Below are 17,172 nucleotides of genomic sequence, written 5' to 3'. Positions count from 1 at the left end.
CAAGACCGGTTTGCAGGTGTTTCAATCGGTAAACTGACAGTCGTGCTCTCAACATAACCGGACTGGCTTCAAAAATGAGTTAGGCGTGAGCCAACCAAGGCTCAGGGTGCTATATTCGAGCGGAGTCACTGATTCAGGTTCTTCTTTACCTGATCCCGGCGGATCCGGCGCGACAGTTAGCCGGACGAAGTGCCACACCAGAAACGATAGCCAATATCCGAGCGCAATTAGGTTTGGATTTACCCTTCTATCAACAGTATTTCCAATACCTGATGAATCTGCTTCAGGGGGACCTTGGCAGGTCTTACACTCAACGGACAGAAGTCTCGGCATTGATCGGGTCACGACTGTCTGCCAGTTCGCAACTCTTGGTCTGGGGTATTGGGTTTGAACTGCTGATTGGTATCAGCCTGGGTGTTTTGGCTGCATTGAAACGGAATACGGCTCTGGATAGAGGCTTAATGGCGTTCTCGTTCGTGGGAGTATCGTCACCACATTTCATCGCATCGATGCTGTTCCTTTACCTGTTTGCAGTCCACCTGGAGTGGTTCCCACTCGGCGGTTATGGCACAACGCACCACATTCTTTTGCCCGCAATCACACTCGGCATCCTTGGCAGTGGCTGGTACTCACGGATGGTGCGCTCGTCGATGATTGAGGTCTTACAACAAGACTTCATCAGAACGGCCCACTCCAAGGGTCTGACGAGGGTGCGCGTCATTTTCCGCCATGTCCTTCCCAACGCAATTATTCCAGTGATTCCGATGGTCGGTATCGACATTGGCATCTTCATCGGTGGCTTGGTGGTCGTCGAGTCTGTATTCGGCTGGCCCGGACTTGGTCAGCTCGCTTGGCAAGCCATTCAACGTGTCGATATTCCCGTCATTGTTGGAGTCACCATGGTGTCTGCAGTCGTCATCGTCCTTGCAAACCTTATTGCCGATCTGCTGGTTCCCTTAGTCGATCCTCGGATCAACCTTGAGAAGTCGTAAGAGCACTAACCATAAAGAAGCAAAATGATAATCAACGGAGCACGTACTATGACCTTGAAAACTCGTAAAAGCCTCTTCACGAGTGCTATCGCGTCACTCATGTTTGCCGCCTATGTTCAGGCAGCTGAACCCAAGAACGGCGGCGATATCATTGTGACCTATCAAAATGACGTCGCCACACTTGACCCGGCAATTGGTTACGATTGGCAAAACTGGTCCATGATAAAAAGCTTGTTTGACGGCCTGATGGACTACGATCCCGGAACCACCGAACTCAGGTTAGATCTCGCCGAGAGCTACAAGCTGTCCGAAGATGGGAAGACCTATACCTTCAAATTACGCCCAGGGGTTAAATTCCATAATGGCCGCGAAATGAAGGCGGCCGATGTTAAGTATTCTTTGGAACGAACCTCCAACCCAAATACAAAAAGTCCTGGCGCCGGTTTCTTTTCTCCAATCGTCGGCTATGACGCGGTTTCCCAGGGGGAGACCACTGAATTGGAAGGTGTCAAAGTCGTTGACGACTACACCGTATCGATTGAACTGACTGCTCCAAATGCGACCTTCCTGCACGTAATGGGACTGAATTTTGCGTCTATCGTGCCCAAGGAAGAGGTCGAAAAATACGGCGAAGACTTTGGTAAGAATCCGGTAGGCACGGGAGCTTACGAGCTCACAGACTGGACTCTTGGACAAAAGCTCGTATTCGAGAAGAATCCAGAGTATTTCCGCTCGGGCGTTCCTTACATCGACACCATCACCTTCGAAGTCGGCCAAGAACCGTTGGTGGCGTTGCAGCGCCTGGAGCGGGACGAAGTGGACATCGCGGGCGACGGGATTCCCCCAGCGAAATACCTTCAGTTTAAAAATGATCCGCGGTTCCAGGATCTCATGGTCACAGGCGACCAGCTACATACAGGATACCTGACGCTAAATGTCACGATGCCTCCGCTGGACAACCTAAAAGTGCGTAAAGCAATCAATATGGCGATCAACAAAGACCGCATCGTGCGCATCATCAACGGCCGGGCAACACCTGCCAATCAGCCCCTACCGCCAGCGATGCCTGGCTACGACTCGGATTACGAAGGGTATAAATTTGACCCAGAAGGCGCGAAGGCCTTGCTGGCAGAGGCAGGCTTCGCGGACGGTTTCGAAACAGAATTGTTCGTTATGAACACCGATCCTCAGCCACGAATTGCCCAGGCGATGCAGCAGGATCTGGCGAATATCGGCATTACTGCGAACATCAAATCGCTGGCACAAGCCAATGTGATCGCAGCTGGTGGCGTTCAGGATCAGGCTCCAATGGTTTGGTCCGGTGGCATGGCATGGATTGCTGACTTCCCGGATCCTTCAAACTTCTGGGGACCGATCCTTGGCTGTGACGGCGCAGTTCCTGGAGGCTGGAATTGGGCTTGGTATTGCAACGAAGAACTCGATGCTAAAGGTGCAAAAGCAGATGCCATGGCCGCTGCCGATCAACAAGAGGCAAGATCTGAGCTATGGGGTGAAGTATTTACTCAAGCAATGGCGGATGCTCCCTGGGTCCCTATTTTTAACGAGCAGCGGGTCACCGTGCACTCCAAGCGAATGGGCGGTGAAGATGCACTCTACGTCGACCCTGTTCACGTCCCTGTCAACTACGACTATATCTGGGTGAAGTGATGTGTGAGAACAGCCTCGTAAAAACCATTCATGGTCATCACCACCACCATGGATGGGATAACAGCATTGCGCCAGTTGCACGAGTAGCGCCTGGAACCACGCTGGAACTTGAGTGCAAAGACTCCGGCAATGGGTACTTCACTTCTGATTCGACTGTGGAATCGGTTCGTGACATGCCCTTCGACAAAATCAATCCTGTCACCGGGCCTGTCTATGTCGAAGGCGCGGAACCTGGTGACATCCTGAAAATTACGATCGACAGCTTTCGGCCCTCGGGATTTGGCTGGACAGCCAATATTCCCGGGTTCGGCTTGCTGACTGACCAGTTCAAAGACCCAGCACTGGCTCTCTGGAATTACGATACATCAAGCATGGCGCCGGCAATGTTCGGCAAATACGCCAGGGTCCCGCTGAAACCATTTGCCGGAACGATTGGCTTGGCGTTGGCAGAACCTGGCTTACATTCCGTCGTCCCACCCCGTCGGGTCGGAGGTAACCTGGATATCCGCGATCTGAACGCCGGTTCTACGCTGTACCTGCCAGTGGAGGTTGCGGGTGCTCTACTGTCTATCGGAGATACTCACGCGGCCCAAGGGGACGGAGAGATCTGTGGCACTGCAATTGAGAGTGCCATGGACATTACCGTCACTTTGGATCTGATCAAAGATACGCCGCTTGCGATGCCACGATTTACTACGGCAGGCCCAGTAACTCGGCACCTCGACCAAGCGGGCTACGAAGTCTTCACGGGCGTGGGCCCAGACCTTATGCAAGCAGCGCGCGATGCGGTAAGCGGAGCCGTTGAGTGGGTCGCTCGCGAGCACGGCATGCCAGTCGAGCAAGCCTACATGCTGTGTTCCGTGTGTGGAGACCTACGCATAAGTGAAATTGTCGACATGCCTAACTGTGTAGTGTCTTTCTATGTTCCCAAAGTCGTTTTTAACTAGGAGATGACGTGAGTATGACTGTCCCTGATTCGGCACAAGCCGGGAAAACGCTTTTATCGGTTGAAAACCTGAGCATTGAGTTTGGTCAGGGTCAGTCATGTAAGCGAGTCGTTGACGACCTCAGTTTCAATCTGAACAGGTCAGAAACACTTTGTATTGCAGGAGAGTCTGGTAGCGGTAAATCGTTATCAGCACTCGCGATCATGGGGCTTTTGCCCAAAATGGCCCGCACTCCGAGTGGTGCAATTCTTTTTCATAATGAAGAGTTACTCAGCAAGTCTGAGCCGGAAATGCAAAACATCCGGGCCAAACAAATTGGGATGATTTTTCAAGAGCCAATGACATCTTTGAATCCAATCATGCGCATTGGAGATCAGATGATGGAGACCCTCAAGCGGCATCGAATCGCATCCGGTGATGCAGCATGGCAGCACATCCGGTCTATGCTCGACGCCGTTCGGATACCAAAAGTCTCCGAGCGTCTGCGCCAATACCCGCATGAACTTTCCGGCGGGTTACGTCAAAGAGTTATGATAGCGATGGCGATGCTCTGCAGCCCACAGATTCTAATCGCCGATGAACCGACCACAGCCCTCGATGTCACCATCCAGGCCCAGATACTGGAATTGATTCGAGAGCTGCAGAAAGAGTATCAAACAGGCGTACTGATGATTACCCATGACATGGGCGTTGTTGCTGAAATGGCGGACAACGTCGTCGTGATGAATCGCGGTGTTATGGAAGAAACAGCTCCAATCCGAACCCTCTTTTCCAATCCAGCTGCAGCCTATACCAGGCAGCTTCTAGCCGCCGTACCTAGACTGGGGACAGCGCCGCCACTATCGGAGAGGCCGGAACGCCCACCGGTACTTGAAGTGGAAAACCTGAGTGTCCGCTATCCAATGCGGAAGAATTCCTTGTTCGAGCCCCCCAGGGAAGTACACGCTGTCGATCACGTTAACTTTGTACTTCACGAGGGTGAAACCCTTGGTCTGGTTGGGGAAAGCGGTTGCGGAAAATCTACAACCGGGCGAGCGCTCATGAGCATGCTCAACTTTGAAGGCTCGATTAAGGTTCTAGGAAAAGATATCAGGGGCCTAAAAGGAAGCGCCCTGAAGGCGATTCGACAAGACATTCAGATGGTCTTTCAAGACCCCTTCGCCGCTCTCAATCCAAGAAAGACCATTGCCGAGCTTGTGGGAGAACCTTTTCTCATTCACGGTCGTGGCAATTCTGAAGAACGTAAGGAACGCGTAGCCCAATTGCTATCGCAGGTTGGATTACCGGAAGCAGATGTTATGACACGCTACCCACACCAGTTTTCAGGTGGCCAGCGCCAACGAATTTGCATAGCCAGGGCTTTGGCACTGAACCCGAAAATCATCGTTGCGGACGAGCCGGTCTCGGCATTGGATGTGTCTGTGCAGGCACAGGTCCTTGACCTCATGGAAGATCTGCAGAGCCAGTACAATCTGAGCTACTTGTTCATTTCTCACGATATGGCCGTGATTGAGCGCTTATGCCATCGAGTCGCAGTTATGTTTGGTGGAAGAATCGTTGAAATTGGTTCGAGGGATCAAGTCCTGCACAATCCACAGCACCCTTACACACAGCGCTTACTTTCTGCAGTCCCGATTCCTGCCCTGGACAGCAAGAGAGACTTTCGGGCTCTACTGGAAGACAGTAAAGCCCCAGATCCGATTAAACCCAAAGGTTACCAATCTAAACCAAGCCAGTATGGCGAAATTAACCAAGGCCACTGGGTGGCTCTAGAGGCTTAGGATTCCGAAGCGTCACTTTCGCGGATATCGGCAAGAGCGAGGAAATTGCCAATGTCCGCGATGCCTGAATCTACTGCTACAAGTTCTGAATCGTCTTTGAGTTGGACCCCGGATAGCCTCCGCTCGTTCGCACCCCGAAGCAGACCAGCCAACTTATGGCTGGCTAAAGCATGACTAAGACCTTCTGGACGAATATTTGAAATGCAGTTTCGAGAGTCATCCCGCAAACCAGGCTTAGGTTCGAAGGTAAAGTAGACGCCAAGGCTATCAGGAGAACTCAACCCCGGCCTTTCTCCGATCATTAAGACGACCATACGGGCCGCCAACTGGCTTCCTATCTCGTCTCCAATTGCGACCCTCCCTTGGCGAATGATGACAACCGGCGATAGACTCCAGCTCTCCTTTTCAGCCAACGTTATTAAGTTAGCAAGCATCGGCAAGCTGTGGTCACGCACTGCTCTAGCAGATAGTCCATCAGCAATAACAATTGAAAGATCAAACTCAGGAGCCCCCTCTTCCTGGTGCCAATCGCTTAAAGACTTTTTAGTTGCCTCATCCAACTTCCTCCCGAGATCAGGACGCTGAAGGTATTCCTCACGACCGACAGCAGCACTGTTGCCGACAAAGCATCTCAGGCCCTTGTCACGTATCTGATCGGCCAAGCGATCGGCGTCTAGGCCAGAGTGCACGGCATCCCGGGCTCCGGCATGGGCCAACTGGAATTCCAGATGAGCTGATGTTGGCAGACTTGTTCCCGCCCGGCCTAACGCCACACGCGCTGCCGTCAACCGTTTCAAATTATCCCACGGATCAGCTGTCACAACTCCAGATAGAAAACGATTATCTCTATTCATTGGCCCGCCTCCGACGTCGCGGCCAAAACTGCTCTTGAAAAGGGAGCCGGGAGACTCTGACTAGTAGTCAAAGCTCCACCGTCCATTTTCATAATTCCCATGTCATTTAGCCAGCGCTCAAACTCAGGCGCCGGACGCAATCCAAGTACTTTCCTGACATAGAGTGCATCGTGAAAGGAGGTGCTTTGGTAATTCAACATGATATCGTCGGCGCCGGGGATACCCATTATAAAATTGACCCCAGAGGTCCCAAGGAGTGTTAACAAGTTGTCCATATCGTCTTGGTCCGCTTCGGCATGGTTGGTGTAGCAGATGTCGCAACCCATTGGCACACCTAACAGTTTCCCGCAGAAATGATCCTCCAGGCCGGCCCGAATAATTTGCTTACCGTTATAGAGATACTCAGGCCCTATAAATCCAACAACGGTATTAACCAAGAATGGATCATAGTGCCTGGCTACCGCGTATGCTCTTGCTTCACAGGTTTGCTGATCTAAACCATGGTGAGCTCCAGCCGAAAGAGCACTTCCCTGCCCGGTCTCGAAGTACATAACATTGTTGCCGACCGTTCCGCGCTTGAGGCCCATCGCGGCCTCACGCCCTTCCTCCAACAATGACAGCGAAACACCGAAACTACGATTGGCCGCTTCGGTCCCGGCGATAGACTGGAAGACAAGGTCTACAGGTTTGCCCCGGTTAATCAATTCAATAGTGGAAGTGATATGCGTCAGGACACACGTCTGAGTAGGAATACTGTAATTACCAACCACAGAATCCAACATTTCTAACAGTTCGCCGATGGCCGATAGGCTATCCGTCGCTGGATTAATTCCTATCATTGCATCCCCGTTACCGTACATTAGTCCATCCAGAACGCTTGCGGCGATGGCTGATACGCTATCCGTTGGACTATTCGGTTGCAGCCTTGTCGACATTCTGCCCTTCAGTCCCATGGTATTTCGGAACGCCGTTTTGACTCGGATCTTCTGCGTCACAAGCACCAGATCCTGAAGACGCATAATTTTCGACACTGCCGCGGCCATTTCGGGCGTGAGTCCCGCCGATATCGTCTTTAGGTTTTCCTCAGTGCACTCGTCACTCAACAGCCAGTTTCTGAAGTCACCTACTGTCAGATGGCTGACCAAGGCGAAAGCCGAGGCATCGTGGTTGTCGAGAATTAACCTTGAGACCTCATCGGACTCATAGGGTATTACCGCTTCATTCAGGAACGCCTTTAAGGGCAGATCGGCAAGAGCCATCTGCGCCGCAACCCGCTCCGTATCAGAGCATGCAGCAACACCCGCCAGTACATCTCCAGATCGGAGCGGAGTTGCCGCTGCAAGAAGGCATTTCAGGTCTTGAAAATGCCAACGCTCACCACCAGCCAACTGTGCATACCCACCCATTCTTCCTCCGAGGGATTTGCTCCCTGCTCTATTCCATGGCCTCCAGGGATTCAGGCAGAACCTGACCACCGTCAACAACAATTGTCTGCCCTGTCACATAGCCCGCTTCGCGTGAAGCGAGAAACATAGCGGCATTAGCAATATCCTCGGTACTACCCAGCTTTTTGAGTGGGATTGAGGCTGCCATCTGATCCAGATATTCCTGCCCCATATCTTCGAGGCCTTCAGTAATGATGTTTCCCGGCATTACTGCATTTATCGTGATCTGATATTTACCCAGTTCGATGGCCGCTGTGCGAATGAATCCTAGTTGGGCGGACTTGCTGGCGCCGTAATGGGACCAACCGGGAAATCCTGTGATAGGCCCAGTGATGGAGGATGTAACCACAATCCGCCCTGCCTGACTCTTCTTTAATTCAGGCAGACACGTCTGCACGCTGACGAACGTGCCTTTCAGATTGGTGTTCATGACCTCGTCCCATTGGTCGTCCGACATGGACTCAAGACCAGCAGACGGGAAAATGCCCGCATTCGCACACAACACATCTAGTCCACCGTACAACTCAACACAACGGGCAACTGCGGCCTTCATGTCTGTACGACTGCTAACATCCGCACAATAATGGTTCGCTGCCCCCCCGGCCGACACGATCTCTTCAACCGCGGCTGCAGCTGACGCCTCACTTCTAGCAACCACGAGAACCTTTGCACCTGCTGATGCAAAGCCCGAGGCTATACCTTTTCCAATACCCTTACTTGCTCCGGTCACCATGACCGAGAGTCCTTTAAGCGATGTAATCATTTTTCGTCCCTCTTATTTCAATTGCCTGTTCATGAGAAGGCATACCGTATGTTTGTTTGTGCTCAAGTCTTTCTTTTTACTAGCGATTGAGGATCAGAAAGGTAGGCTCGGGCGAGTTCGGCTGTGCCATTCGCGAATTCCACGCCCTGTTCTACTGCCATGTCTGCGGTAGGATGCGACCCGATCCATGCCAGAAGCGTCATCCGCCGCAGCATGATAAATGTCGGTATTTCAGATCTCTCCGCCTGGGAGAGATCAGTGATCTCTGAGTACCCAGAGAGCCATGAAGCGACTAATTCGGGTACATCGGGCCGTGTCTCAATAAAGCTGATGGCTGACGCTAGGTCGTACAAAAACCAACCTGAACCACAGTCATCGAAGTCAATGACTCGGATATCCGTACCGTTTTCCAATAGATTCGCCAAACGCAGATCAGAATGAATCAAACCGTAGCGATCGGAGCCTTTCCCGAATTCCTCAAGCCTCGTCCTGATCGTTTCAGAGGTTTCCTCCAACAACTCCAGAGACTGCTCATCCAAGCCGGGAGCCTCACGCCAATCACCCCAGTTAGGTCTATTGCCCAGACATCCATCGAAGTCCCAGACCAGACGTTCAAAGTAGGCTGGTCGTTGCCAACTCTTAGCGTGTTTATGTAGCCGCGCTGTCAGTCTGCCCAGGTTTCGAAATGCTTCCTCAAGCCGGTCCTCGTCTGGCTCCGTACCCTCAATAAACCCGAACAGGTCTACAAAACGAGTTTCCATCAGATGGTCATCCCCTTCGACCTCTACCACGTACTCGCCACTGGAAGTTGGTATTGCTTGGGGGGTTAGAATTCCGGCCTCCCTTTGGAGCGCAGCCATCCAGTCCAGCTCTGTCCTGACTGCATTTCGAGTGTGATAGCCGGGACGGTGTACGCGCATAACCACTGCCCTGTCGGAGCTGCCCGAATCTACTCGGTACGTGGCGTTCTCTGAGAGGCTAAGCAACTTCAGCCCTGCGCCCTCAGATAGCCCCCATTCTCCAAGAGCTTGCCTGGCAACTTGCTCTAGCAATATCAGCTGGGTTTCTCTGTTGAGCTGATCGAAATGTATTGCCGAATCCATAAATTCACCTTCTTCGAAGCAGAGATCCTGATTACTTTTTGGCTTTTCGGCGACCCAACCAATAGCCACCAAAAAGAACCAAGCCGGCCATCAATGTGGTCAGTGAACCCAGTGCGGGGACCTGCGGCGAGTATCCAGCCACCATTTTTGCGTAAAGCCACACCGGCACGGTTTGCTCTGCACCCGTTGTGAAAGTCGACAGTGGAAAATTGCCCCACGAGAGAAGGAAGGCAAACAACGCTCCTGAAAAAATGCCTGGCCAAAGGATTGGCAATGTCACCTCCGTGAATACCTGCCAGCGGGACGCTCCAAGATCGTATGCAGCTTCTTCCACAGAGGGATCGAAACCGTATACCTGAATGCTAATGACCAACGTGACAATCGGAATGATCCAGACCAAATGAGCAAATACCGCCAGCTGCCAACCAGGGCTGATATCCAGTGCCGAAGACCACAACAGAATGGCCAAGCCGAGCACCGCTTGAGGAAAGAAGATCGGTAGCAAAATCAGTTTTTGATAAAGGCTGCGACCTTTCCATTCATATCGCGCAAATGCCAATGCCCCCGCTATTGCCAGAACAACAGAAACGATCGTGACGACGCCTGCAATCAAGAGTGAGGTCCCCAGGTAGTCTCGAATCTCGATCGAACTGAACACCGACGCGTACCAGTCAAGGGACCAGGCCTTTACGGGGAACATGAAAAAGCGCAATTTGGAAAACGATGCAATAAAAACTGCAACCATCGGAAGATAGATGAATAGCAAAATGACAATCGTCCAGATCCGAATCGCTTTTTCGCTTTTACGATTTCTGAATGCAGTCTCAGTAGCTGACATAACTTAGCTCCTATTTTCGCGACAACAGGTTGTCCAGATTCAGCCGGGACAAGAGGCCAATCACGAGGACCGCAGTGAGTAGGATCAATAGTGTTGAGAGAGCCGAACCCAGAGGCCAGTTCTGTGCGTAGGTAAACGCGGTCTCAATATCATGAGAGATCATGATGATCGACTGGCCTCCGAGTATCTTCGCTTCCGATATGGAGCCAAGCACAAGGACAAACGACAACAAACATCCAATCATGATGCCTGGCATTGCCAGCGGCAGCTCTACCTCTTTAAAAACCTGCCAACGCGTCGCTCCCATATCGAAAGCCGCTTCACGGCATGAATCGGGCACCATTGATATGCCTAATGACATTGGGAATAACATGAAGGGCAAATAAACATACACCATCCCTAGTACCGTCACGGGGGCGTTGTAGAGCATGTCAGGGAGCTCCCACCCAAAGAGCGTTCTGGTTGTGCCGTCCAGAATGCCATGGTTCAGAAGCGTTAATACCCAGCCAAAAAGACGAACGTTTTCTGAAACAAATAGGGGCAGAACCAGCAGTAGCGTGAGGATCATCGAGCGCCTGAAGATTCGCGATAGACCGTAGGCGACAGGCCAACAGATCACGATCAATATCAGTGTCGATAGCAGAGCGAGCCAGACAGACCAGGCGTATGAAATGTAATAACCTTCCTGGAAAATAGTGACAAAGTTCTCTAGGGTCGGTAACTGGTTAAAGGCAAAGGAACGTTCGGGCATAAAGCTGTAAATGACCACCAGCCCAAGCGGACCTATGAATCCCGCCACAAAAATAAATAACGCCGGAAGGCTTAGAAGTGCGCCAGGCTGTTTAAACCAAAGTAAAGTTTTTCGAGCCCTGAGCTTCAAAGCAGGATCCTTGGTTTCCGGCAAACGTTCTGCAGAAGAGTCGGTTACAGGGTATGATTTAGATGGCATGTTCATGTTCAGGATCCTCCTATCTCGCAAGCAGAAAAGCCTGATCGGAATTCCATCCTAAGCGGACGCTTTCTCCAACATTCCATTCATCGCCAATCATCGTCTCAACAAGCAGTGAGCGTTTCTTCACTTTCACTTCATACTGAACTCTCGAACCCAGCACGTACTGGTTTTGCACAGTGCCAGCTATCTCAGTGTCAGCCGCTTCGCCCTCGGCTAAAATTTGAATGCGCTCAGGTCGCACGATGAGAATGCCAGATTCAAGATCAGCGCCTGGAGGTCCGACGTAACTGTCTTGAGTATCTGTATCCAGAAAGCGAGCGTCCTCCTGCCGGGTAACATTGAATTGATTTACTTCACCCATAAACTGGGCGACAAAGCTATTCGCGGGCTTATTGTAGATTTCATCGGGAGTTCCAATCTGTACGATGCGGCCATCACGCATTATTGAAATGCGATCGCTCATGACCATTGCTTCTTCTAGTGAATGGGTGATGTACACAAAAGTCTTTCCGGTTCGCCGCTGAATATCTTTGAGTTCTTTTTCCAGCGTTTTCCGCAATCGATAGTCCAGGGCAGAAAGCGGCTCGTCGAAGAAGAGGATCTCAGGATCGAAAGCTAGTGCTCTTGCCAGAGCAACCCGCTGCTTCTCACCGCCAGAACACTCACTTACCTTTTTTGCGTAATAGGCTTCTGAGAGGTGGAGCTGTTCAAGCAATTCGATTGCTCGGGTTTTCCGGTTGTTCTTCGTTTCTCCGCGGAGCTTCAGGGGAAACTCTATGTTCTCCCCAACAGTTTTATGTGGAAACAACGCCAAGGATTGAAAAACCATGCAGGTTGGGCGGCGATTGGCAGGCACATCGTTAACCCGCTCTCCCGACATCAAAATATCGCCGCGAGATGGCTTATCCATACCAACCAACATCCGGATCATGGTCGTCTTACCACTGCCGGATGGGCCTACGATCGTGAAAAACTCACCTTTTTTTACTTCGAGGTTAATGCGCTCGACCGCTACAAAGTCGCCGAAGTATTTCTCTACATTCCGCAATTCAAGAATGCTTTCAGTCATACCTGCCTCCAATGGATATAGGTATGCTCGGTCCGGCAGCACGCCGGACCGAGCATATCGGGATTACGCCTCGCGACGGGCACGCGTATAGATTTCGAGCATTCGGTCGTAGTCAGGATTCACGTCGTAATCCGCACAGTGCTCTAACTCCCACTCAAGGCTGTCATACTGAATGGCATCCAGCTCCTGCTTAGTGAACGCATCACGTACTTCTTTCATTCCCAACTGAGTTACGGGGTTGTGAGAGCCCTCGGCGAACGCCACTTGTCTAGAAACATCGGGGCGTTGCACATACTCAAGGAAATCTTCGGCCCTCGGCGACAGCTCAGGATTATTAACAACGGAGGTGACTTCGATCCAAACAATGCCACCCTTCCCGTCGATCGGTCCGGATTTCGGCGTAATACCCCTGACGTTTGAAAAGCCATCCATTCGTGCGATTGAGCAGGAGTAAGTGCCGCCCGTGAAGTAGGCATCAATACCACCAGTAATCAGCGCCTGGTTCATCATCAGATGGTCGTCTGAGAGAACCTTCGCGTTTTTGAACAGATACCTTGCAACTCGCTCGAACTCTGTAAATTCGGCTTCGGTGTGCTCTTTGAACGGCGTGAAGCCGGCCGTTATACACATGTGATAAATATTCCAGTTTGCCCAGGTGAGCATTCCGTAACGGCCCTTCATGGAGGGGTCCATGAAGAGGTTGAAGCCCTGATCTTCAGCCATCGAACGTGAAATTTTATCGGTGTTTACTACGAACGACAGCGGTCCGAATCGCTGAGTCATGCCCAACAGTTCTTTCTGATCCAGACTCATCGCCCACTTATAAGGCCAACGAAATTCCTCAAGCATCTGGTCGAAGTAGGGCCGAAAACGCTCTTGGTCCAGCGGTTTGATCAAGCCTTCCGGGTAGAGGATTTCTCTCGCCCAAGGGTTGTTGAGATTTACGAGGTCCCATACTTTATTTTCTCCGGCTCGGAGCTTATTCACTGCATCCGGATCCGAGATAACATTCTGGGCAGAGACCCGTGTATCAAAAGATCGGCGGAAAGGATCCAGAACGTTCGGCGAGTTATACCCCTCCCAAACCAGGATATTAAGCTCACGAGCTCTATCTTTTGACGCAGCCCAACCCATATTTGGCCAGAGCGCCGCTGGAGCTGCGGCCGCGCCCGCCGCCATCCCCATTCCCTTTAGAAAATTACGACGATTGGTCTTTAGCTTCGACATGTGCGATCTCCCAATATTTTTACTTGGCATTTACCATATATTAAACCACTTAAGCTCAAGCATATTTCAGGCCACCACTTAAAAATTTAGATTTAAAAACCTTTATATTATTGTTTTTTATTGATTTTTCGGAAATTCATTAGAACCTAGAAGGGCCCAAATGCACCAGTTTTCTCCGCACCATGACTTGGCATCTACCAACTTTTGCCCCATACTGCGCACAACAAAGCATCAGACTTAATAAATCAGAGCGCTTGAATGCTGTGACGAAAAGAAAGTGGACAAAAAAAGCGCGTTGGCGCGAGATTCGTGAGCAACTGGACCGGCAGCCCGTCGTTCAGATTTCAGAGATGGCTGACTATTTTGATGTTTCGGTTGAAACAGTTCGGCGAGATATTGATTCGATGGCAACAGAAGGGTTGGTTATTCGCACATATGGCGGAGCAGCCAACTCCAGAATCGCGTCCGAACCAACCCTTGAAGAGCGCACTGAGGTCCTTATTGATGAACGCAAGAGGATCAGCCTCGCAGCCCTGCCCCGCATCAGTAATGGTGATGTCTTAATGATGGATGCCAGTGCTACGTGCGTACATTTTGGAAAGCTGTTAGCTAGAGAGCGCACTGATCTGACTGTCATTACAAACAGCTTCTCTGTGGCCCAAGCACTCGCATCCAATTCCACGTTTACAGTGCTGATTCTACCTGGCGTTTTCAATGCCCACGAGAATGCTAATTATGGCGGTTTAACCGTTGAATATTTGCAGAGGTATCAGGCGGACCATTGCTTTTCTAGTTGTGGAGCTCTAACACCCCGCGGACCTACCGAAGTCAACGCGGAAGTGGCCTGCCTCAAACGCGCGATGATTCAGTTGTCGAAACAAACAACTCTACTAATTGATCACTCCAAACTTGGCTCTGGGAAGCTAGAAACAGTCTGCCCCTTGGACCAGATAAGTGAAATTGTATGCGATGCCAACCCAACTGAGGAAGTTCAGCTAGCGTTGCAACGCGCTTCTGTAAAGCTGTGTTTGATTTAGCAAATCGACTTTTTGTTACCTGCATTTAGGAGTCTGAACGTGAAAGGTGTCCGCTCTATTCTTGACCAAAATGCTTTCCGCTTCGACACACAAGAAAGCACGCCAACTAATTTGAGCCGCATGGTTGAGAAGAGGCTGAAAACCGTGGGCCCCACATCGGTGCTCTTTTACCAAGAACCACTGCACATTGTTAGGGGTGAAGGCGTCTGGCTCTACGACGATTCTGGGAACCGGTATCTCGACGTCTACAATAATGTACCTTCCGTTGGGCATTGCCACCAGAAAGTTGTTGACGCGGTATGCCGGCAAATGGCGGAACTGAATATTCATACCCGATACCTTCATGGGGCCATACATGAATACATCGAACGAATACTGGATACAATGCCCTCTAAGCTTAACCGCATGGTAATGACGTGCACTGGCAGCGAAAGCAATGATATGGCACTTCGGCTGGCCAGACACTGGACCAAGAACCATGGAGTGATCGTTACTGAAGCTGCTTACCACGGCAACACCTCTGCTGTAACTGAGATTTCTCCCTCTTCACTTAAAACCAGCGAACCCGCCGATCACGTTTTCGTAATCCCTATCTCAGAAATGCCACAGGCTCCGGACGAGGCAAAGACGTGGTTTCTCAATAAAGTGAGAGAGGGCATTCAAACCCTGAATGATCGCCGCTATGGCTGTGCAGCCCTCATAGTAGATACCATTTTTTCAAGCGACGGAGTAATCGCCGATCCCGCTGGATTTCTCAAACCCTCTGTTGAGTTAATACAGAGCAAAGAAAGCTTGTTCATTGCAGACGAAGTTCAACCCGGCTTCGGCAGGACAGGCGATAACATGTGGGGCTTCGCAAGACATGATGTTGCGCCTGATATCGTCACAATGGGAAAACCAATGGGCAACGGTTATCCAGCAGCGGGCATTGTTGCTAACGACCATTTATTCGCCTCTTTTAATGAAGAGGTGGGCTACTTCAATACATTTGGAGGCTCAACAGCCGCTGTAGCGGCGGGCTCAGCTGTCTTGGACGTCATCGAAGAGGAAAATCTGATAGCCAATTCAAAAGAAGTAGGCCTCTATCTCAAAACCCGTTTAACAGATCTGGCCAATGAATATGAAGAAGTCGGAGCGGTCCGAGGGGCCGGCCTGTTCGTGGGACTAGATTTTATCGACCCAACTTTATCGGGAGCACCAGACCCAGCAAAAGCCTCGAAAGTCATAAATTCACTACGTCAGAATGGCGTCCTCATTGGTGCTGCAGGAAAATATGGGAACACTCTCAAAATTCGGCCTCCATTATGCTTTGAGAACAGCCATGCTGATTTCTTTCTTAATCAAATGCAGCGTGCAATTGAGGAGACTAGGTGATCAAGTTGGTCACGGGGAAGCCTACTTGACAGAGCTCACTAATAAATTTGGAGAGCAAACCACCGCTGCACAATAACCAGCTTCTTACAACTTGCCCCAACCCGCACTAAGTCTTGTTGATAGTGCCGGCCTCAGGCTGCTCCGACACACCTAACATGGCCTTCATGGCAATCAGAGCTGGCTTGGTAGCTGAGACGTGACATTCAGCGTGGTCGCAAAGCGAACGTTCAGATTTCGGAATAACGCCTGGGCTAAGCCGCCGGTACGGAGCGCAGCGTAGTACCGGTCGGCTTGAGCCCCTGGTTAACTGTTGATTCGTTGAAGTTCATAGGTATCGGCCTTGCACTCAAATGTGCAATCGCGAAGATAGAAAAGGTAATGATTGCCCCCAGTTCCCTTTTCGATAGGCACCCAATCGGTTGCCTCCAAAACTTCGTCTGCTTCTCCCCGGAGTGAGTAGAACTCTCCCCAATCAGGCGCGAGCTGACCAAACCTACATTGCCCCGCGTACCAGCCTTCGTCGTTTGTTGGACCCAATCGATATTGCGAACATGACCGAAAGACAAGCCGTACACGCTCATTTTCCTCAAAGCCATCATGTGCCCATGGATTTACGGTGAACTCCAACGTCAAATCAGCATCTTCGATACTGATTTTCTCATCCGGAGAATTTGGCTCCGCATTCCATCCTTTATTCAGCTTGACGAATTCAATGGCCATATACAGTTAACGAATGATATGGACTCCCCCTGCTCCCACGGCATCTATGTGCCACATTGAAGGTGTAGTTGCATATTCCGGCCCATCGTGACCGCCCATTCCGTTTGAACGTGACCGCCCGTTCCGGGTGATCGTGACCGCTCATTCCGTTTGAACGTGACCGATTTTGGACGTTTTTCCGGAATCGCTGGTCACGATGCCGGAATCCCCGGTCACGTTCCTCCGGAATCATTGCCAACACGCTGGAATTCTTCAACTTTATCCGGCATACCCCTTCCTTTTTCATCACGAGGAAGGGCGGATGCCGGCAGCGAGGATTTCCATGCGACAGATCATCGAGGTCTTGCGCCTCAAGTACGAAGCGGGCCTGAGCCATGAGCGCATTGCCCGTGCCTGCGGACT

15 protein-coding genes are annotated in these 17,172 nt (G+C 51.1%); 6 read left to right on the top strand and 9 right to left on the bottom strand.

All coding sequences use genetic code 11. From position 1 onward, the window contains the following. Positions 1-113 precede the first annotated feature (113 nt). From AC13E3_RS00515 to AC13E3_RS00500, 4 genes are read left to right on the top strand one after another with little or no spacing between them, the layout of a single operon-like run. Complete coding sequence (locus AC13E3_RS00515) at positions 114-992, top strand: ABC transporter permease (protein ID WP_482901579.1); 879 nt, start codon at positions 114-116, stop codon at positions 990-992. A gap of 48 nt (positions 993-1,040) precedes the next feature. Beyond that, positions 1,041-2,660 carry an ABC transporter substrate-binding protein gene (locus tag AC13E3_RS00510; protein ID WP_339779387.1) on the top strand — a complete coding sequence of 540 codons (1,620 nt, stop codon included), beginning with the start codon at positions 1,041-1,043 and terminating at the stop codon, positions 2,658-2,660. Further along, the gene (locus AC13E3_RS00505) at positions 2,660-3,607 is read left to right on the top strand and encodes an acetamidase/formamidase family protein (RefSeq protein WP_339779389.1); all 948 of its coding nucleotides are present in this window, start codon (positions 2,660-2,662) and stop codon (positions 3,605-3,607) included. The genes AC13E3_RS00510 and AC13E3_RS00505 overlap by 1 nt, the downstream gene beginning before the upstream one ends. A gap of 14 nt (positions 3,608-3,621) precedes the next feature. After that, positions 3,622-5,388: an ABC transporter ATP-binding protein gene (locus AC13E3_RS00500; protein ID WP_405421160.1), complete on the top strand. Its 1,767-nt coding sequence runs from the start codon at positions 3,622-3,624 to the stop codon at positions 5,386-5,388. On the opposite strand, the gene eutC is transcribed toward AC13E3_RS00500, so the two are convergent. From eutC to AC13E3_RS00460, 8 genes are all read right to left on the bottom strand, one after another. Then, a complete protein-coding gene (gene eutC, locus AC13E3_RS00495; protein WP_339779391.1) occupies positions 5,385-6,242 on the bottom strand; it encodes an ethanolamine ammonia-lyase subunit EutC in 858 nt (285 codons plus the stop codon). The two genes, AC13E3_RS00500 and eutC, sit on opposite strands and share 4 nt — an antisense overlap. Next, positions 6,239-7,648, bottom strand: coding sequence for an ethanolamine ammonia-lyase subunit EutB (locus tag AC13E3_RS00490; protein ID WP_339779393.1), 1,410 nt, complete (start codon positions 7,646-7,648; stop codon positions 6,239-6,241). Before AC13E3_RS00490 ends, eutC begins: the two co-directional genes overlap by 4 nt. 28 nt (positions 7,649-7,676) lie before the next feature. Then, positions 7,677-8,450, bottom strand: coding sequence for a 3-oxoacyl-ACP reductase FabG (fabG, locus tag AC13E3_RS00485; protein ID WP_405419043.1), 774 nt, complete (start codon positions 8,448-8,450; stop codon positions 7,677-7,679). 62 nt (positions 8,451-8,512) lie between these two features. After that, positions 8,513-9,622, bottom strand: coding sequence for a phosphotransferase enzyme family protein (locus AC13E3_RS00480; RefSeq protein WP_482901578.1), 1,110 nt, complete (start codon positions 9,620-9,622; stop codon positions 8,513-8,515). Next, entirely contained in the window at positions 9,585-10,391 is an 807-nt protein-coding gene (locus AC13E3_RS00475; protein ID WP_289109535.1) for an ABC transporter permease, read from the bottom strand. The genes AC13E3_RS00480 and AC13E3_RS00475 overlap by 38 nt, the downstream gene beginning before the upstream one ends. A 10-nt stretch (positions 10,392-10,401) precedes the next feature. After that, a complete protein-coding gene (locus tag AC13E3_RS00470) occupies positions 10,402-11,346 on the bottom strand; it encodes an ABC transporter permease (RefSeq protein ID WP_289109537.1) in 945 nt (314 codons plus the stop codon). A 13-nt stretch (positions 11,347-11,359) separates the two neighbouring features. Further along, positions 11,360-12,412 carry an ABC transporter ATP-binding protein gene (locus AC13E3_RS00465; protein WP_339779400.1) on the bottom strand — a complete coding sequence of 351 codons (1,053 nt, stop codon included), beginning with the start codon at positions 12,410-12,412 and terminating at the stop codon, positions 11,360-11,362. Between the two features lie 63 nt (positions 12,413-12,475). Beyond that, on the bottom strand, positions 12,476-13,639 hold the full coding sequence (locus tag AC13E3_RS00460) for an ABC transporter substrate-binding protein (RefSeq protein ID WP_289109540.1): 1,164 nt from the start codon (positions 13,637-13,639) through the stop codon (positions 12,476-12,478). A gap of 182 nt (positions 13,640-13,821) precedes the next feature. Here AC13E3_RS00460 and AC13E3_RS00455 point away from each other — a divergent pair, with 182 nt between their 5' ends. Together AC13E3_RS00455 and AC13E3_RS00450 are read left to right on the top strand one after the other, a co-directional pair. Continuing rightward, entirely contained in the window at positions 13,822-14,676 is an 855-nt protein-coding gene (locus AC13E3_RS00455) for a DeoR/GlpR family DNA-binding transcription regulator (protein ID WP_482901577.1), read from the top strand. Positions 14,677-14,715: 39 nt separating this feature from the next. Further along, positions 14,716-16,050, top strand: a complete 1,335-nt coding sequence (locus tag AC13E3_RS00450; protein WP_405419040.1) for an aspartate aminotransferase family protein — start codon at positions 14,716-14,718, stop codon at positions 16,048-16,050. A 303-nt stretch (positions 16,051-16,353) separates the two neighbouring features. Here AC13E3_RS00450 and AC13E3_RS00445 read toward each other — a convergent pair whose 3' ends face one another. Further along, complete coding sequence (locus tag AC13E3_RS00445; RefSeq protein ID WP_092034148.1) at positions 16,354-16,770, bottom strand: hypothetical protein; 417 nt, start codon at positions 16,768-16,770, stop codon at positions 16,354-16,356. Positions 16,771-17,172 lie beyond the last annotated feature (402 nt).

The organism is Marinobacter sp. L-80, from assembly GCF_056859395.1.
This window is presented reverse-complemented; position numbering and strand designations above follow the sequence as displayed.